Annotated in this window: 20 protein-coding genes and 1 riboswitch; of the genes, 12 read left to right on the plus strand and 8 right to left on the minus strand. The window is 61.2% G+C overall.

What is annotated here, in order from left to right:
• The first annotated feature begins 107 nt into the window (after window positions 1-107).
• From trxB to rpmG, 3 genes are all read left to right on the plus strand, one after another.
• Complete coding sequence (gene trxB / locus AC27VO_RS08905) at window positions 108-1,055, plus strand: thioredoxin-disulfide reductase (RefSeq protein WP_488666344.1); 948 nt, start codon at window positions 108-110, stop codon at window positions 1,053-1,055.
• A 235-nt stretch (window positions 1,056-1,290) separates the two neighbouring features.
• Window positions 1,291-1,524, plus strand: coding sequence for a 50S ribosomal protein L28 (gene rpmB / locus AC27VO_RS08910; RefSeq protein WP_066539714.1), 234 nt, complete (start codon window positions 1,291-1,293; stop codon window positions 1,522-1,524).
• Between the two features lie 22 nt (window positions 1,525-1,546).
• Window positions 1,547-1,717 (plus strand): 50S ribosomal protein L33, encoded by a 171-nt coding sequence (rpmG, locus tag AC27VO_RS08915; protein ID WP_120966500.1) that lies wholly within the window; start codon window positions 1,547-1,549, stop codon window positions 1,715-1,717.
• 85 nt (window positions 1,718-1,802) lie between these two features.
• Here the strand turns inward: rpmG and AC27VO_RS08920 are convergent, their stop codons facing one another.
• Entirely contained in the window at window positions 1,803-3,299 is a 1,497-nt protein-coding gene (locus tag AC27VO_RS08920) for an aminotransferase-like domain-containing protein (protein WP_488666345.1), read from the minus strand.
• Between the two features lie 203 nt (window positions 3,300-3,502).
• Here AC27VO_RS08920 and AC27VO_RS08925 point away from each other — a divergent pair, with 203 nt between their 5' ends.
• The gene (locus AC27VO_RS08925) at window positions 3,503-3,880 is read left to right on the plus strand and encodes a hypothetical protein (RefSeq protein ID WP_488666346.1); all 378 of its coding nucleotides are present in this window, start codon (window positions 3,503-3,505) and stop codon (window positions 3,878-3,880) included.
• A gap of 61 nt (window positions 3,881-3,941) precedes the next feature.
• Window positions 3,942-4,095: riboswitch (FMN riboswitch) on the plus strand.
• Between the two features lie 131 nt (window positions 4,096-4,226).
• Window positions 4,227-4,751, plus strand: coding sequence for a 6,7-dimethyl-8-ribityllumazine synthase (locus tag AC27VO_RS08930; protein WP_488666347.1), 525 nt, complete (start codon window positions 4,227-4,229; stop codon window positions 4,749-4,751).
• Between the two features lie 154 nt (window positions 4,752-4,905).
• Here the strand turns inward: AC27VO_RS08930 and AC27VO_RS08935 are convergent, their stop codons facing one another.
• The 4 genes from AC27VO_RS08935 to AC27VO_RS08950 form a co-directional block, all read right to left on the minus strand.
• Window positions 4,906-5,295: a hypothetical protein gene (locus AC27VO_RS08935; protein ID WP_488666348.1), complete on the minus strand. Its 390-nt coding sequence runs from the start codon at window positions 5,293-5,295 to the stop codon at window positions 4,906-4,908.
• A 173-nt stretch (window positions 5,296-5,468) separates the two neighbouring features.
• Entirely contained in the window at window positions 5,469-6,245 is a 777-nt protein-coding gene (locus AC27VO_RS08940) for an SOS response-associated peptidase (RefSeq protein ID WP_488666349.1), read from the minus strand.
• A gap of 126 nt (window positions 6,246-6,371) precedes the next feature.
• Window positions 6,372-7,643, minus strand: coding sequence for an RsmB/NOP family class I SAM-dependent RNA methyltransferase (locus AC27VO_RS08945; RefSeq protein ID WP_488666350.1), 1,272 nt, complete (start codon window positions 7,641-7,643; stop codon window positions 6,372-6,374).
• Between the two features lie 32 nt (window positions 7,644-7,675).
• Window positions 7,676-9,559: a M48 family metallopeptidase gene (locus tag AC27VO_RS08950; protein WP_488666351.1), complete on the minus strand. Its 1,884-nt coding sequence runs from the start codon at window positions 9,557-9,559 to the stop codon at window positions 7,676-7,678.
• A 56-nt stretch (window positions 9,560-9,615) separates the two neighbouring features.
• On the opposite strand from AC27VO_RS08950, the gene AC27VO_RS08955 reads away from it, so the two are divergent.
• From AC27VO_RS08955 to AC27VO_RS08965, 3 genes are all read left to right on the plus strand, one after another.
• Window positions 9,616-9,858, plus strand: coding sequence for a DUF1653 domain-containing protein (locus tag AC27VO_RS08955; RefSeq protein WP_488666352.1), 243 nt, complete (start codon window positions 9,616-9,618; stop codon window positions 9,856-9,858).
• Between the two features lie 238 nt (window positions 9,859-10,096).
• A complete protein-coding gene (locus tag AC27VO_RS08960) occupies window positions 10,097-10,405 on the plus strand; it encodes a flagellin N-terminal helical domain-containing protein (protein ID WP_488666353.1) in 309 nt (102 codons plus the stop codon).
• Window positions 10,406-10,407: 2 nt separating this feature from the next.
• The gene (locus tag AC27VO_RS08965; protein ID WP_488666354.1) at window positions 10,408-10,896 is read left to right on the plus strand and encodes a flagellin; all 489 of its coding nucleotides are present in this window, start codon (window positions 10,408-10,410) and stop codon (window positions 10,894-10,896) included.
• 58 nt (window positions 10,897-10,954) lie between these two features.
• On the opposite strand, the gene purN is transcribed toward AC27VO_RS08965, so the two are convergent.
• The gene (purN, locus tag AC27VO_RS08970; protein ID WP_488666355.1) at window positions 10,955-11,536 is read right to left on the minus strand and encodes a phosphoribosylglycinamide formyltransferase; all 582 of its coding nucleotides are present in this window, start codon (window positions 11,534-11,536) and stop codon (window positions 10,955-10,957) included.
• Window positions 11,537-11,557: 21 nt separating this feature from the next.
• Between purN and AC27VO_RS08975 the strand changes: the two genes are divergently transcribed.
• From AC27VO_RS08975 to AC27VO_RS08985, 3 genes are all read left to right on the plus strand, one after another.
• Complete coding sequence (locus tag AC27VO_RS08975) at window positions 11,558-12,217, plus strand: YceH family protein (protein ID WP_488666356.1); 660 nt, start codon at window positions 11,558-11,560, stop codon at window positions 12,215-12,217.
• A 136-nt stretch (window positions 12,218-12,353) separates the two neighbouring features.
• On the plus strand, window positions 12,354-13,535 hold the full coding sequence (locus AC27VO_RS08980) for an acyl-CoA dehydrogenase family protein (protein ID WP_488666357.1): 1,182 nt from the start codon (window positions 12,354-12,356) through the stop codon (window positions 13,533-13,535).
• A gap of 15 nt (window positions 13,536-13,550) precedes the next feature.
• On the plus strand, window positions 13,551-14,669 hold the full coding sequence (locus AC27VO_RS08985) for an acyl-CoA dehydrogenase family protein (RefSeq protein ID WP_488666358.1): 1,119 nt from the start codon (window positions 13,551-13,553) through the stop codon (window positions 14,667-14,669).
• A 105-nt stretch (window positions 14,670-14,774) separates the two neighbouring features.
• Here AC27VO_RS08985 and AC27VO_RS08990 read toward each other — a convergent pair whose 3' ends face one another.
• Both AC27VO_RS08990 and AC27VO_RS08995 read right to left on the minus strand, forming a co-directional pair.
• Entirely contained in the window at window positions 14,775-15,722 is a 948-nt protein-coding gene (locus AC27VO_RS08990; protein ID WP_488666359.1) for a bestrophin family protein, read from the minus strand.
• A gap of 54 nt (window positions 15,723-15,776) precedes the next feature.
• The gene (locus AC27VO_RS08995; RefSeq protein ID WP_488666360.1) at window positions 15,777-16,376 is read right to left on the minus strand and encodes an HNH endonuclease; all 600 of its coding nucleotides are present in this window, start codon (window positions 16,374-16,376) and stop codon (window positions 15,777-15,779) included.
• Window positions 16,377-16,534: 158 nt separating this feature from the next.
• Here AC27VO_RS08995 and AC27VO_RS09000 point away from each other — a divergent pair, with 158 nt between their 5' ends.
• On the plus strand, window positions 16,535-17,569 hold the full coding sequence (locus tag AC27VO_RS09000) for a bifunctional riboflavin kinase/FAD synthetase (RefSeq protein WP_488666361.1): 1,035 nt from the start codon (window positions 16,535-16,537) through the stop codon (window positions 17,567-17,569).
• The last annotated feature ends 6 nt before the right edge of the window (window positions 17,570-17,575 follow it).

The following is a 17,575-nucleotide window of genomic DNA, read 5'->3' on the forward strand; positions in this document are numbered from 1 at the left end:
TTCTACAATGCAGGACTGGCCCCTGCAAGCCTTGATGCCTGCAGCCGGGCTGCGCGAGTGTTCCACAGTGTCGCGCCAGCGGCGCAACATCCTCATAGAAAAGCAACATGTCCACCAACCAACACGCCAAAGTTTTGATTCTGGGTTCCGGCCCTGCCGGCTACACCGCTGCCATTTACGCTGCGCGCGCCAACCTCAACCCCATGTTGGTGACGGGCATGGCCCAAGGTGGCCAGCTGATGACCACCACCGAAGTGGACAACTGGCCCGCCGATGTGAACGGCGTGCAAGGCCCTGAGCTGATGCAGCGCTTCATGGAGCACGCCGAACGCTTCAAGGCCCAAATGGTGTTCGACCACATCCACAGCGTGGACCTGTCCCAGCGCCCCTTCACCCTGACCGGTGACAGCGGCACCTACACCTGCGACAGCCTGATCATCGCCACCGGCGCATCGGCCAAGTACCTGGGCCTGCCCTCCGAAGAAGCCTTCATGGGCCGCGGTGTCTCCGGTTGCGCCACCTGCGACGGGTTCTTCTACCGCGAGCAACCTGTGTGCGTGGTCGGCGGCGGCAACACCGCCGTGGAAGAAGCGCTGTACCTGTCGAACATTGCGTCCAAGGTCACCCTCATCCACCGTCGCGACAAGTTCACGGCCGAGCCCATCCTGGTCGACAAGATGATGGAGAAGGTCAAGGAAGGCAAGATTGAGCTCAAGACCCACTTCACCCTCGACGAAGTGCTGGGCGACCAATCCGGTGTGACCGGCATCCGCATCAAGAGCACCCAAAACGGCACCACCGAAGACATCGCCCTGCAAGGCTGCTTCATCGCCATTGGCCACTCGCCCAACACCGACATCTTCAAGGGCCAGCTGGAGCTGGACGGTGGCTACATCGTCACCCAGGGCGGCCGCAAGGGCTTTGCCACCCAAACCAGCGTCCCCGGCGTGTTCGCCGCCGGTGACGTGCAGGACGACGTGTACCGCCAGGCCATCACCAGCGCCGGCACCGGCTGCATGGCGGCCCTGGACGCACAGCGCTTCCTGGACCAATAAACCACGCGCCGCATCGGGCATTGCAGGCTAAAACCCTGTCATGCCACGCAATTTTTCACAAAGCCCGTATAATCGCGGGCTTTGCTGCATTTAGCGCTGGTTGCTAACAGCTGCAGAGTGCGACAAATTTGGGTTACCGCCACCCTTTTATCTGGCGAGGTGAGGCCTGCTGGCACATCACACACTTCTGTGTGATCTCCGTGCTGGTGGCCGTTTCAAATATCGGAGTGTCCAAATGGCACGCGTATGTGAAGTTACGGGCAAGAAGCCCATGGTGGGCAACAACGTTTCCCACGCCAACAACAAGACCAAGCGTCGTTTCCTGCCTAACCTGCAGTACCGTCGTTTCTGGGTTGAAACAGAAAACCGTTGGGTGCGCCTGCGCGTTTCCAGCGCTGCTCTGCGTTTGATCGACAAGAACGGCATCGACTCCGTGCTCGCAGACATGCGCGCCCGTGGCCAAGCTTAATTTCCACTGAAGGAGAATCAACATGGCTTCCAAAGGCGGACGCGAAAAGATCAAGCTGGCTTCGACTGCTGGCACAGGTCACTTCTACACAACGACCAAGAACAAGAAGACGATGCCTGAAAAGATGTCGATCATGAAGTTCGACCCCAAGGCTCGCAAGCACGTCGAGTACAAGGAAACCAAGCTGAAGTAATTCGGCCTGTTTCCCCTTCAAAAAACCGCCTCCGCGCAAGCGCTGGCGGTTTTTTGTTGGCTGCTTGCAGCAGGCCAGAAAGTGCCTAGCCGCGCACCGCCTGCCCCAACTGCTGACAGGCCATGGCCCCCAGCGTCTGACAAGCCTGCTCCATCACCGCATCCACCGGGTGGGTACAGGCCAGCCGCAGGCAATGTTCATAGCGGCCCGAGTTCGAGAACATGCTGCCCGGCGCAATGCGAATGCCGTGCTCCAGCGCATCACCAAACAGCTGTGCACTGGAGAAGCCCTGCGGCAGCTCCAGCCACAGGCACAGCCCGCCAGCCGGCAAGCTCATGCGCGTACCCAGCGGAAAGTAACGCGCCACCAGCCTTGCCATGCCCTCGCGCTGCGCCTTGAGCTGTTTTTTCATTCGCTCCAGACTGCGCATATGCATGGGAGAGCCCAGCACCTGCGCCACCACCAGTTGCCCCAGCGTCTGCGTGTTGCGGCTTTGCGCAAATTTGAGCATCTGCACCCGCCCATGCCAGCGCCCGGCATTCATCCACCCTTGGCGCAGCCCCGGTGCCAGGCTTTTGTTGAAGGCCTGGCAGTAAATCACATGGCCCGACACGCTGTCCCAGGCCTTCAGCGGCTTAACGGGCTGTGCATTCTCCACAAACAAACCGTAAGAATCATCCTCAATCAATGCAGCCCCGTACTGGACACACAGCGCCACCAAGCGCGCCTTGTGCGCATCGGGCATGCGGGTGCCCAGCGGCATCTGCAGCTCGGGCACCACCACCACGGCTTTGAGACGCGGCTGGGTCTGGAAAGCCAGTTCCAGCGCCTCGATCGATAGACCGGTGCGCGGGCTGCACGGAATCTCCAGCGTCTGCAGCTGCAGCGACTCCACCACCTGCAGCAGACCGTAATAGGTGGGCGACTCCACCGCCACCACATCTCCGGGGGAGGCCACCGCCGCCAGCGCCAGGCTCACGGCCTCCGAATTGCCCGTCGTGGCCAGCACATCGGCAGGCGCTACGCGAATGCCTGCGGCCAGCGCCCGGCGCGCCATGGCCTGCTGAAACTCTGGGTGATTGCCCTGATTGGCCAGCAAAGAGCGCCCCTGCACCAGCAGCGTGGGGTCGTCGCGCAGCAGCTGGTTCACCAGCTGGTTCAGATAGCGGTGGTCAAACAGGCCGGGCGGCGGCGTGCAACCGCCAATGTCGATGTGCACCTGGGCGATCCGCCCCCGCTCCAGCAGCAAAGAGATGTGCTCGCTGATGCCCACAAAGTGCGCTTGCGCGCTGGGCTGCACCGGCTGACTCAGATCGGGCTCACTGGTCAGCGCCACCGTGCTGGCAGCCTCCGGCGTGCACACAAAATAGCCCACACGGGGTTTGGCCTGCAGATGGCCTTCGGCCTCCAGATGCCGCAGCACCTGCAGCGCCGTCGACAGGCTGACCTGGTGGCGCCGCATCAACTCCCGCACCGAAGGCATGCGCTCCCCCGGTGGCAGCGTGCCCAGCGCCATGGCCTGCACGTACTCGTGCGCCAAGCGGCGATACAAAGGCTGCGATGGCATCACAGGGGTCAACATGGGCACTCTCCAGTCGCAAATATCGCCCCCATCATGCCCCACTCATCTGTTCTGCAACAGATACAGATCACTGGCATCACAGCCATAACAAGCCACCCCCTTTTGCACTGCTGCGGTTGCTGCAGTGCAGCGCTGTGCCTGTTGCGCTGCCGCCCAAAACCGGACACTGCCCGGTATGCATTTCACTCCCTGACAGGCACCGCATGTCGCTCTCCCCCCAGCCCCACCCCCTGGCCTGTGGCCAAACACTGACCCTGTTCTTGCCCGCAGGCGCTGAACTGCGCTGCACCAGCGGTCAACTGCTGATCCAGACCTCACCAGTGCTGGGGCTGGAGGCTGCGTCCGGCGGCCTGTGCTTTGCACTGCGCACCGGACACAGCTGGCGCGCCCCGCAGCAGATACAGCTGCAAGCCACCGCCGTGCACGGCCCGGCCTACCTGCTGCACCACGCCGCGCTGCCTGCGGCTACTGAGACGGTTGCCCCTGCACCTTCGCCAGACGGGGCCAGTCGGTGGTTCAGCCGCCTGCAGCGACTGTTGCGGCTGTGGCCACACTGGCGGTGGGCTGCGCAACCGAAGTGACTCCACCCCCTGGCACATCGGCCTACAATGGCTTTTGTCGCCCGGTCTTTGGCTGGGCGACATACGTTCTCAGGGCGGGGTGCAATTCCCCACCGGCGGTAAAGCAGCCTTGGCTGCAAGCCCGCGAGCGCTTGGGCGGCACTGCCGCGCAAGGTCAGCAGATCTGGTGCAACTCCAGAGCCGACGGTCACAGTCCGGATGAAAGAGATACGTGAAGACCTGTTCCCCAGCTGGCCGCAAGGCGCTGGCGTGCGTGCCACAAGGCCTGCGCGCTGCCTTTGCCACGGCTGCGCCTGCCTTCGCGCGCCCTGATTCATTTGTTGCTCGTCTCAGAAAGACACACCCCATGAATCAGACCATGACCCCTTCCGCCAATGCCACAGCCACCCAAGCGGCACTGGCCCAGGCCCGCATTGCCATCATCAGCGCCAACTGGCACAGCGATGTGGTGCACAACGCCCGCAATGCCTGCGCCCAGCAGCTGCAAACCCTGGGTGCTGCGCCCGCCCGCATCCACCAGGTGGAAGTGCCCGGCGCTTTCGAAATCCCGCTGATGGCGCAAAAGCTGGCCCAATCCGGCAAGTTTGACGCCGTGATTGGCTGCGCCGTGATCGTCAACGGCGGCATCTACCACCACGAGTTTGTTTCCACCGCCGTGGTCGATGGCCTCATGCGCGTGCAGCTGGACACCGGCGTGCCCGTGTTCTCCGTGGCGCTGACGCCCTACAACTTCCAGCCTTCGGAAGACCTGCTGGGCTTTTTCCGTGAGCACTTCGTGAAAAAGGGCGAAGAAGCCGCCAATGCCTGCGCGCAAACGCTGGCCGCGCATGCGGCGGTCGACGCCCTGCTGGGCGAATCCGTCACTGCGTAAAAATTTCGGGGGGATAGATGGCGCCAGCGCTTATTCAACAAGCGCTAGCAGCTATCAAAATCAAAAGCCTGTTGCCCATTCACCTGCAACAGGTTTTTCTGTTTTCAGCACAGCGGCTGCTCACCCCCCTGGTTGGCCGTCTCCCAGAGGGCCTTCACGGCTCACCGCTTGAGCCACGTCCTTTGCGCAGGGTAGTGACTACGCGGTAGAGCAGGTAAAGGCAGGCCACGCCGATCACCGCCCAGGGCAGATACTGAGACACCGCCACAAACTTCCACAGCGCCCCCTCCCCCACGTACGCCGGCGTACTGCGCAGCGACAGGTGCAGCAGCAGCGATGCCACGGTTGCACCCGCAAGGGCCACGCCCATCGCTTTCTCCGCCCAGGGTTTGAGCGCGTAATGCAGGGCCACCACGGCAAAGAGCAGGTACAAGCCCAAAGACAGCCAGGCCAGCGCATCAAACGCGACCGAATTCACCGGGGCCATGGCGTATGCCCAGGCTTGGACGGGGGCAAGGATGGAATCCACGGAAGGGAAAGACATGCAAGCAGAGGGTGGTTACGCCAAAAATAGCCAGCACCTAGGAGGGCAGGACGGGGTGGCTATGCCCCGGAAAGGCAGGAGCCGAAGCAGCGCTAGCATCTGATAAAAATCACGCTATAACCCAATAAACACCAGCGCTAGCAGCTATCAAAATCATCCAATCCATCGAGGAATCAATCAAACAAGCCCTTGGGCTTTTTGTCTTTCTTGTTTTCTACAGGATTGGCCAGCATCCAGTTGGCCGGGTAGGCCCGCATGAATTCGCGCGCCTTTTCTTGGCGGGTGGTCAGCCAGGCGTCGTACGTGCCCTCGCCCAAGATGGCCGGCATGCGGCGGTCTGTGCCCTGCGGGCCATAGCGGCGCATCAGCGCATGGCTGTTGGCGTTGATGGTCAGGATGGCGTAGCTCAGCAACTCAGCGCCCGTCTCTGGGTCTTTCCAATGGCTCCACACACCGGCCACACCCATGGGCTGACCGTCCACGCGGGCAATGCGCGTCGGCACCGCCTTGCCTGTGCGTACATCGTCCACATAAAACGCCTGCATGGGGATGATGCAGCGCTGCCCCGCCAGCCACGCATCGCGAAAGGCTTGCGTGGTGCTCACGGTCTCATTCAGCGCCACCAACAGCTTGGTCGAGCGCAGGTTGGCATCTTTGACCGACTTGGCCTGCGGTGGAATAAAGCCCCACTGCGCTGGCACCCATTCACGCTGTACCTGCGGTGCAGCTTTCTTGCTACTCACGGGTGCATCGGTTGCGCCTTCACCTGCAGCCTCAAGCGCTGGTACAGCAAGATCCGCCGCTTCTGCGCTGGGCAGCACCGTGCCACGAATAAATCCCGATATGCGCCGCCCGCGCATCTGGCGTTCGGCAGGCAGTTCGGCAGGGGAAACTTTGAAAAAGTCGTTCCACAACTCCAGTGTGGCGAGGTTTTCGTATTGGGTGGTCATCGTGTGATCGTACGTGGCTGCACAAGAAAAAAGGGAACGGTATAAAAAATCCCCGCCAACCTGCAAGCTGGCGGGGATCAAACCACCCGGCGTACCACTGCAGGCAGCGGCGCCGAAGGGGCCAATTTATTTACGTACCCACACCGCCGCAAAGAAGCCATCGGTCTGGTGCGTATGCGGCCACAGGCGCACATAGCGCGAGCCGGTTTCGCCACCGGCGCACAGGCTGGCGGCGTTGTCCACCTTCAGCTGGGCCAAGGTCTCACCGGCGTCCAGCGGCACAAAGTCAGGGTGGGCCTTCTGGAAGGCTTCGGCCACCAACTCGTTTTCTTCCGGCAACACCGAGCAAGTGGCGTAGACCAAGCGGCCATCCGACTTCACCATGCGCGCGGCGCTGGTCAAGATGGAGATTTGCTTCTCGTTGAGTTCAGCCACGGCCTTTTCGTCCTGGCGCCACTTCAGATCGGGGTTGCGGCGCAAGGTACCCAGGCCCGAGCAAGGCGCATCGACCAATACGCGGTCGATCTTGCCAGCCAGGCGCTTCACGCGCTCATCGCGCTCGTGCGCCAAGGCGGCGGGGTGTACGTTCGACAAACCGCTGCGCGCCAGGCGGGGCTTGAGCGCTTCCAGACGGTGCGCCGACACGTCAAACGCATACAGGCGGCCGGTATTGCGCATTTGTGCGCCAATGGCCAGGGTTTTGCCACCGGCACCGGCGCAAAAGTCCACCACCATTTCGCCGCGCTTGGCGTCCAGCAGCAGGGCCAGCAACTGCGAGCCTTCGTCCTGCACTTCCAGACGGCCTTCCTGGAAGGCGGCCAGCTTGGTCAGCGCAGGCTTGTCTTGCACGCGCAGGCCCCAGGGGGAATACGGGGTGGCAACGGCCTTGATACCCGCCTGGTTCAGTTCTTTTTGCACGGCTTCGCGCTTGGCGCTCAGGGCGTTCACGCGCAAGTCCAGCGGTGCAGGCTCCAGCATGCTGGCGGCCAGGGCTTCAAACTGGTCGCCCACCTGGGCTTGCAGGGCGTCAGCCATCCACTGCGGCAGATTGTGGCGGTGCTGGGCCATCAGCTCTTCAGGCTTCGTGGCGTCGCAGTCATTGAGCCACTTGATTTCCTGGTCGCTCAGCGCGGCCTGCAGAAAGTTGCGTGGCGCGTGGAAACCCAGAATGGCCATGCGGCGCTCTTTGGGGCCACTGCCGCTGCGGGCCAGCGCTTCAAACAGGGTTTTCTTGCGCAGCACGGTGTACGCGGTTTCAGCCAGCGTGGCGCGCTCACGCGGACCAAGGTTGCGGTGGTCGCGGAAATAGCGGGACACCACCGAGTCGGCGGGGTGCTGGAATTGGAGGGTCAGCTTGACGAGTTCGGAGCAAGCGTCCAGAAGGGCTTTGGGGTGCATAGCCGTTATTGTCCCATGTCCTTGTATTTCGCCTAACGCGTGTGGATCGCCGCCCCAGCCCGTTTGCGTACTTCTTCGCTGGACACAGACGATCCCACGCTAACGAGGTAAAACATCCCCGGCAACGCATTCCAGCCGTCCAAATACGAGTTCAGCGATTCCAGTAAATCCACATCGTCACCGCCATGCTGCTGCCACGCGGCCTGCGTCCACTCCACCATCAGCAGATAGGCCCTGCGCTGCGGAAACTCGCGTAAATTTTTGCACAACAGCCATGCCTGCGCCACGCTGGGCGACAAGGCCAGCTCGGCCTGCAACTGGGCCAGCTCGAAAGGACGTAGATCGTGGTGGCTCACATTGCGCAGAAAGTCACCATCCCTTAGCTCTTGCCCGGCACGCTGCTCTGCAACTTCAGCATCATTGCGGCGCTGACGCCACAGTTGCAGGGCTTCGACATCGCGGCTTTCTCCGGCGGGAGGCTGCTCCAAAATATTGATCATCCACTGCGCGCTGCGCCATTGGTAATGCGGATGACTTTCCCATACGCGCTGCAGGTACGGCGCCCGCCGTGCATCGCCAGTGGGCAGCACCTGTGCTGCCCCAAGCAATGACAACGCATGTTGGGGATTCATCTGTAGCGCTCGCAAGTACAAGGGCAGTACCTGTTCCTGAGATTGCGGCAAAAGCAAGCGGCGCAACATGGCTTCTTGCACCAGCTCATTCTCATTGGCCATCGGGCGTGACTCTGACAACGCCACCACATGTTGGCGCCAGCGCTGCAGCCGCGCATGGTGATCCCGCCAACCGTCGGCATGATCAAGACTCCACTGCTTATCAAACTTTTGAATCCAGTCCGCCACATCCTTGCCCAGCAGTCCCAAAGCACCTTGCGTCGACCATGTCGGCAGCTGCGCAGCCTGCTCCAGCTCCTCCAGCCGCTCTCTCAGGCTAGGGTGGGTGTCGGCCACATCGCTCGTGCGGCGCAAAGCCGCTTGCAGCGCCTTTTGCGCAAAATCTTGCTCGACCGGCTGCAGTAGCCGCTGCACCATTGACTGAAATGGCCCCACCGGTTGCGCTTGGTTGAAGGCCGAATGCCAGTGCTGCGACCAGAACTTTTCTTGAAGCCACGCCGCCTTGATCGCAATTTCCACCAAGGCTGCGCCGGCTACGTCATACCCCAGCAACTTGGCCGAGATATGGTCGGCTTCGTATTCATCCTGACGCGCCAGCGCAAAGGTGCGGGCCTGAAAACGTGGGAAATACCAGCGAAAAAAAGCCTGTGTGGCCATGGAGATCGGGTCATCATCTTCATCAAAGCCTTCTTGCATGCGGTGCCACGACTGGCGTGTGCGATACACCCACGCAGCAAAGCGCCCATGGTCAGAACGCAGATGTCCATACTCATGGGCCAAAACGGCCAGCAGCCGCGGTCGATCCAATGCCATCGCCAAAGGTAGCCCTAAGGTGAGGGTGTTTTGCACCCCGCCCAACAAACCCCAGCGCGGGATCTGGGTAATGCTGGCATTGAATTCACCATCGATATAGACCGCATGAATCTGTGGTCCTTTGACTTTTTGACGGATGCGTTCCAAAGCCTCAAACAACGCAGGCGCTTGTTGCTGCGTGATGCGCACAGCCTCTTGCGACTCTGGGATACGCACCCACATTGCGCGCAAGCATGTCCAAATCAGTCCCAGCCCGAGCAGAGCGGTCAAAATTCGCCATCCGCTCACTGTGCCTTGCAACAAACCCGGCACAGTCCATACCAGCAAACCCAGACCCAGCCCCAAGCAAGCGATCACCCACGCATACCCCAGCGCCGCAAACGCCATGATGCTGCGGCGGTAGCGCCGACTATTGGCCGCACTCTCCAGTTCACACATTCGCACCAGATGGACAAAATCAGCGTAGTTCATAGAGTAATCGCAGTGTCGTAGGGTGGGTCAACTTCAAAGAATGGGCCATCCTAACCATGCATCAATCTGTCGAACTACGTTTACCGCAAGAGGTGCCCACAGGGTTGTACCGCCACTACAAAGGCCAAAGCTATGAGGTGTTGGGCACCGTGCGCCACAGCGAAACCTTGGAGCCCCTGACCCTGTACCGCGCGCTGTACGGCGAGCGCGGCCTGTGGGTGCGCCCGGCGGCCATGTTCAATGAGACGGTGGTGATTGACGGTGTAGAACAACCCCGTTTCGCCAAGGTTCCGCAATAACAACCACAGTCAAAACGCCTTGGCCGTGCACTGCGGTGGCACGGAAAGGGGCGACGCCAACCCGCATCCACCGCCCCAAAAATCTGAGCTACAACCCCTTTGATTGACGACCTAATCGCCGTGTTTCTGCCACCTGCGCGACACGGATCACTGGGCGCCATGCAGCCCCCGCCTACTTGCACCAGCCCGGAGTCGCTTCTACACTCACATGTAATCAATTGTTTCAACGAGACACTTTATGGCATTAGTCATCAATACCAACGTTGCAAGTCTGAATGTGCAGCGCAGCCAGTCCGCCGCGCAAGCAAGCCTAAGTACATCGCTGAACCGATTAAGCAGCGGCCTTCGCATTAATTCGGCGAAGGACGATGCTGCAGGCCTGCATATCGCGCAAAAACTCATGGATCAAGTGAGTGGACTCAATCAGACGGCACGCAATGCCAATGACGCCATTTCACTGACCCAGGTTGCAGAAGGCTCCCTGTCCGATGTGGGGGATTTGTTACAGCGCGCACGCGAGTTAAGTTACAGCGCGCACGCGAGTTAACAATGCAACTTGATAACGACGCCAACTCTGCGAAAGACAACGAAGATCTCCAAAACGCAATTACTCAGGTGTCTGAGGAGATTGTGCGTATTTCGAGTACCACTGAATTCAACGGGCAAAAGTTACTAGACGGATCTTTTCAAGGCCTCAATGACCCGTCCAGCCCAGGCACCCAAGTCCCAGCCATCGGCAACATGTCCGAATTGGCCAACTTCAGCTCCGTGCAAGATATTGATCGCGCGTTAGACGTCGTGAACAGCACGCGCTCAGAGCTAGGCGCTGCTCAGAACCGATTTAGCGCAACCATAGCGAACCTGCAAACCAGCAGCGAAAACTTGACCTCCAGCCGATCACGCATCCAGGATGCAGACTTTGCGATAGAGACTTCAAATCTCACACGAGCACAGCTCATGCAACAGGCGGCTAACGCGATGCTTGCACAGTCGAATGTAAGCCCTCAACAGGTTTTATCACTGCTGAGAAATGGATAAAAAGCTCACCCAGCAACCACGCAAAGAGACCTTCGGGTCTCTTTTTTTTGTCGTCTGATTAAGCCTTTTGCAGCAAAGCGGCCACGGCACGCGGATAGATGATGTGCTCTTGCGTGAGCACGCGGGCCGCCAACGTTTCAGCGGTGTCATCCGGCAGCACAGGCACCACGGCCTGCTCCAAGATCGGGCCAACATCCAGCTCTGCCGTCACCCCGTGCACGGTGCAGCCTGCAAACTTGCAACCCGCGTCAATGGCGCGCTGGTGGGTATGCAAACCGGTGAAGGCCGGCAGCAACGAGGGGTGAATATTGACCATGCGGCCTTCAAAGTGCTGCACAAAGCCGGGCGTCAGAATGCGCATAAAGCCCGCCAGCACCACCACCGAGGGGCTGTACTGGTCAATCACCTGGGCCAGCCGGGCATCAAATGCCTCGCGGCTGTCAAACTGCTTGTGATCAAGGACCTCGGTGGCAATGCCGTGTTCCTTGGCAAAAACCAGCCCTTTGGCCTCGGCCTTGTTGCTGACGGCGGCCGCCACGCGTGCGCCATAACGGCGCTCCCAGTCTTGCTGCTGGGCGGTTTTCACAATGGCAGCCATATTGGATCCGCCGCCCGAGATCAAAATCACGATGTTTTTCATTGCGCCGCAATTATCCCTGCCATGACCTTCGACCATCAAAACCTGCCCTTGTCCCCGACTGAAGCACGTGTGCTTGCCACCCTCATGGAAAAAGCGCGCACCGTGCCCGACAGCTATCCTATGACGCTCAACAGCCTGCTCAGCGGCTGCAACCAAAAGACCAGCCGCGAGCCCGTGATGAGCTTGAGCGAGGCCGATATCCTGGCTGCGCTGGACAGCCTGCGTGAACGCCACCTGGTGATCGAAGTCAGCGGCCAGCGTGCCATGCGCTGGGAGCACAACTTCGAGCGGGTGCTGGCTGTGCCCAGCCAGTCCAGCGCGCTGCTGGGCCTGTTGATGCTGCGCGGCCCGCAGACAGCGGCCGAGCTGCGCACCAATGCCGAGCGCTGGCACCGCTTTGCGGACACGGGCTCGGTCGACGCGTTCTTGCAAGAGCTGCAAGATCGCGCTGAAGAAAAAGGCGGCGCCTTGGTACAGCTGCTGCCCAAGCCCCCCGGGGCCCGCGAGGCGCGTTGGGCCCAGTTGCTGTGCGGTGCCCCAGCACTGCCCGCCAGCAGTGGTGCCGACGCCACAGCCCTGCCCCCAGCCGACAACGGCCGCATCGAAGCCCTGGAAGCCCGTGTGGCCGCGCTGGAAGCCCAGGTGCAGCGCCTGTGCGCCGGCCTCAAAGATTCCGCCTAACGGAATTCTCTAGTGCCTTCAGGCACCTAGGCGACAAGTTCTGCGCGTTCCCCCTGTTGCAGCGTTGCAGCGCAACACGCACCCTTGCTGGCATGACGGGCCTTGCGCCCGCCTTGATAACCAGGAGAGACACTGCATGGACTTGGCATATACGCCCGAAGAGATAGCCTTCCGCGAAGAAGTACGCGCTTGGCTCAAAGACAACCTTGACCCCGCACTGGCTGCCAAAGTACGCAACGACCTGCGCCTGAGCCGCGACGACATGCAAGGCTGGGCCAAGACGCTGGGCAAAAAAGGCTGGCTGATCAGCGGCTGGCCCAAGGAGTTTGGTGGCCCCGGCTGGACCGCGGTGCAAAAACACCTGTTTGCCGAAGAATGCGCGCGCGCCTGCGCCCCCGCCGTCGTGCCATTTGGCCCGGTGATGGTGGCCCCGGTCATCATGGCCTACGGCACGCCGGAACAGCAAAAGCGCTTTTTGCCCGGCATTGCCAGTGGTGAAGTCTGGTGGAGCCAGGGCTACAGCGAGCCCGGTTCGGGCTCTGACCTGGCCAGTGTCAAAACCCGTGCCGAGCGCCAGGGTGACCACTACATCGTCAACGGCCAAAAAACCTGGACCACACTGGGCCAGCATGGCGACTGGATGTTCAACCTGGTGCGCACCAGCAACGAAGGCAAGCCGCAGACCGGCATCAGCTTCTTGCTGCTGGACATGAAGAGCCCCGGCGTGACCGTGCGCCCCATCAAGCTGCTGGACGGCGAGTGCGAAGTCAACGAAGTGTTCTTTGACAACGTGAAAGTGCCCGCCGACCAGCTGATTGGCGAAGAAAACAAGGGCTGGACCTACGCCAAGCACCTGCTGGCGCACGAGCGCACCAACATTGCCGACGTGAACCGCTCCAAGCGCGAGCTGGAGCGCCTCAAGCGCATCGCCAAGCAAGAAGGCGTGTGGGAAGACACGCGTTTTCGCGACCAGATCGCCCTGCTGGAAGTGGACATCATTGCGCTGGAAATGCTGGTGCTGCGCGTGCTGTCGGCCGAAAAGAGCGGCAAGAACTCGCTGGACATTGCAGGCCTGTTGAAGATCAAGGGCAGCGAAATCCAGCAGCGTTATACCGAGCTGATGATGCTGGCCGCTGGCCCCTACAGCCTGCCTTTCATCGAAGAAGCCATGGAAGCGGGCTGGCAAGGCGACTTCCCCGGCGGCACCGTGGGCAACGCCCCGCTGGCCGGCGCCTACTTCAACTACCGCAAGACCACCATCTACGGCGGCTCCAACGAAGTGCAACGCAATATCGTGGCGCAGACCTTGCTGGGCTAAGAGGGAGACAAGAACATGGATTTCGATTTTTCTGACGATCAGCAACAACTGCGTGATGCCGCCCGCCGCTGGGTGGACAAGGCCTACACCTTTGAACACCGCCGTGCAGCAGTGGAAGCCGGCGGCTTCAGCCGCGAGACCTGGAACGCCCTGGCCGAGCTGGGCCTGACCGCACTGAACGTGCCCGAAGCCCACGAAGGCATGGGCATGGGCGCGGTGGAAGCCATGGTGGTGATGGAAGAAATGGGCCGCGGCATGGTACTGGAGCCTTTGGCGCAAAGCTTCATCACCGCCAAGGTGCTGAGCCAGTACGCCCCTGACGCCGTGCAGGCCCAGTGGCTGCCCCGCGTGGCCAGCGGCCAAGCGCTGGTGGTGCTGGCCCACCAGGAGCGCCGTGCGCGCTACCACCTGGACAAATGTGAGTCAAAAGCCACGCAAACGCCCAATGGCTATACGCTGACAGCTCACAAAAGCATTGTTCCAATCGGTGACCAAGCCGATGCTTTCCTGGTGCCCGCACTGCTGGACGGCCAGCAGGCACTGTTCCTGGTCGAGCGCAGCGCCCCCGGCGTAACCACCCGTGGCTACATCACCCAGACCGGCAGCCGCGCTGCCGAAGTGGAAACGGCGCAAAGCCCGGCCACCTTGGTCACCACCGAAGGTTTGGCAGCGCTGGAGCTGGCCGTGGACACCGGCAGCGCCGCCGTCTGCGCCGAAGCTGTGGGGGTGATGGACCAGGTGCTCACCATCACCGCCGACTACCTGAACCAGCGCAAGCAGTTTGGCGTGGCAATTGCCAGCTTCCAGGCCCTGCGCCACCGCCTGGCCGACATGAAGATGCAGCTGGAGCTGGCCCGCTCCATGAGCTATTACGCCAGCCTGCAGCTGGACACCCCCGCCGAACAGCGCCGCCGCGCCATCGCCCGCGCCCGTGTGCAGCTGAGCCAGGCCATGCGCTTTGTCGGTCAGCAGGCCGTACAGCTGCACGGCGGCATTGGCGTGACGGATGAATACATCGTCAGCCACCAGTTCAAGAAGCTGGCGCAGCTGGAGATGACGTATGGCGACGGCCTGCACCACCTGGGCGAGCTGTCGGCCCGCATGCTGGAGACCGCCGGCGTGGGCGACGCATAAACCTGCACCCTCCGCGCAGCAATAAAAAAGGCCACCTTCGGGTGGCTTTTTTTATGCAGAGGGCGGGGTGCGGCGCGTTGTTCGCGCTCCCTTGCTGAGCAGCCTTCAGGTCAGGCGGTTGTGCACCGGCTGCATGGCAGCGGGAATCTCGGTGTCGCCCAGCAGATGCAGCAGGTTCATCTCCATGCTGCGGCACATGGCGTCCAGCGGCAGGTCGTTGTTGTCGGTGCCAAACGGCTCTTCCAGCTCATCGCCCAACGCATCCAGACCAAAGAAGGTGTAGGCCACGATGGCCACCACAAACGGGGTCATGAAACCGGTCACATCCACCAGACCAAACGGCAGCAAAAAGCAATACAGGTGCGCCGTACGGTGCAGCAGCAGGGTGTAGGAGAACGGCATGGGCGTGTGGCGCAGGCGCTCGCACGAGGCAGCGGCAAACGTCATGAAGGTCAGCGTCTCATCCATCTTGTTGTAGTTGATGGCATCGATGCGCCCGTCGCGCATGCACTCGCTCAGGTCGTTGGCATTGGCCTGGATGATGGCGTCGCCGCGGTAACCCAATGGCAAGTTACGCACCTGGTCCCAGTCTTTGTCGGTCAACCAGCGCTGTACGGCACGATCGTCCATATGACCACGCAACTGCGCACGCAGCGCATGGGCATGGGCCAGCGTGCGGTGCACCACACGCACGCGCACATCGCCTTCGCGGTTGTGCGGGTCGATCGGCTGGTGCAGGTCAATCAGGCTCAGGCACTGGCGCGCCATGACGCGGGCACGGATGTTCAGATCGCCCCACAGCTTGCGGCCCTCCCAGTAGCGGTCGTAGGCGGTGTTGTTGCGAAAGCCCAGAAAAATGGCCAGCGGCAGGCCAATGAGGGTGAAGGGGATGGTCGTGACCGTGATCTTGATGTCGAACAGGTAACCGTGGGCGAAGGTGACCAACAGCGCCAGCAGAATGTTCAGACAGAGTTTCCAACGGATGCGCTGTAGCACCGACCCCCGCATCATGACAAATAGGGTCAGTCCATTGGGACGCTCGTGAACGATCATGGCAGCATGCGTTGTAGGAAAACCCTAGATTTCACCACGCGGTCAAAGCCTATTTCAGCCATTGCTGAAATATTCAAACTCTGGAACATGGTCTTTGCCCTGGGCCAGGCGTGAAGTCTTGGGCACATGCATGCGCAGGAACTCCATCTGGTCCACCAGAATGCGGCGGTTGCGCAAGATGAAGTCCTCCCAGATGCTGGGCACGTAAGGCGCATACAGCAATGGCATGCGCGCCTGCTCTGGTGTGCGCGGGCCTTTGCGGTGGTTGCAACTCACGCAGGCGGTCACCAGGTTCATCCAGGTGTTCTGCCCCTTCTGGCAGACCGGCAAGATGTGCTCGCGGGTCAGGCAGTTGCTATCAAAAGTTTTACCGCAATAGGCGCAAACATTGCGGTCGCGGGCAAAAAGCTTGCCATTGGTCAGGCCCGGCTTGAGTTCGTGTGGGCTGACACGTGGCACGCCACGCGTGCCAATGATGCTGTGCACCTCAATGCACGACTGCTGGCCCGTCATGGCATTGTGTCCGCCGTGAAAGACGGCCACGGCAGAGCCCATGGTCCAGCGCACATCGTCAGCGGCGTAGTGCAACACCGCTTCTTCGAGCGTGATCCAGGACTGGGGCAAGCCATGGGCGGACAGCTTCAAAACTCTCAAGTTCGGCCTCCTTGCACAACAGCGGGCGCACCATGCAGCCCACAGTCGGGCTTAGCGCGCCGTCTATCTCCAGCACAATATACTTGCTTTCGATGACAAACTGCCACCACGCTGTCACAGGGCAGGTTTTGCAAGCTATAAAAACCAAAGCAATACAGATGAAGATTTTTCGCGGATTCAAGCACCCGGGACTGGCCCCGCACTGCGCTGTGACCATCGGCAACTTTGACGGCGTACACCGTGGGCACCAAGCCATGCTGGCCTTGCTGTCCGCCGAAGCCACGCAGCGCAACATTCCGACCTGCGTGCTGACGTTCGAGCCCCACCCGCGCGACTACTTCGCCGAGAAGTTCAAAAAGCCCGAGCTGGCGCCTGCCCGTGTGGGCACGCTGCGCGACAAGCTCTCGCAGCTGGAGTTCTGTGGCGTCGATCAGGTCATCGTGCTGCCTTTCAACGATGCACTGGCCAGCCAGTCGCCCGAGGCTTTTATCCAGGAAGTGCTGCTCGATGGGCTGGGCGCCAAATATGTCCTGGTCGGCGACGACTTCAAGTTTGGCGCCCAACGCGCAGGTGACTACGCCATGCTGGACGCTGCAGGCCAGCAGCTGGGCTTTGACGTCGCGCGCATGAACAGCTACGAGGTACGGGGCGAACGCGTCTCCAGCACCACCGTGCGGGCCGCCCTGGCCGACGGAGACATGGCCGTGGCCGCACAGATGCTGGGCCACCCCTACACCATCTCAGGCCATGTGGTGCATGGCCGCAAGCTGGGGCGCCAGTTAGCCGAGTCCACGCCCGGAGCGATGGACGGCTTTCGCACCCTGAATTTGCGCTTCAACCACTGGAAACCCGCTGCCAGCGGCATCTTTGCCGTGCTGGTGCATGGCCTGGACGATGCGCCGCTGCGCGGGGTGGCCAACCTGGGCGTTCGCCCTTCGCTGGACCCCAACGATGTGAACGGCGGGCGGGTACTGCTAGAGACCCATTGCCTGGATTGGCCGCGCCACCTGGGTGGCGAAGGTGCCTACGGTAAAATCATCCGCGTGGAACTTTTGCACAAACTGCACGACGAGCTGAAATACGACAGTCTGGCCGCCTTGACCCAAGGCATCGCCAAGGACTGCGATGATGCGCACGCGTTCTTCGCCACGTATACCGAAACCCGTCGCCAAACCACGCGCGACCGAATTTGACGCTCG

It is taken from the genome of Comamonas sp. 14P8.1.4, assembly GCF_057799285.1.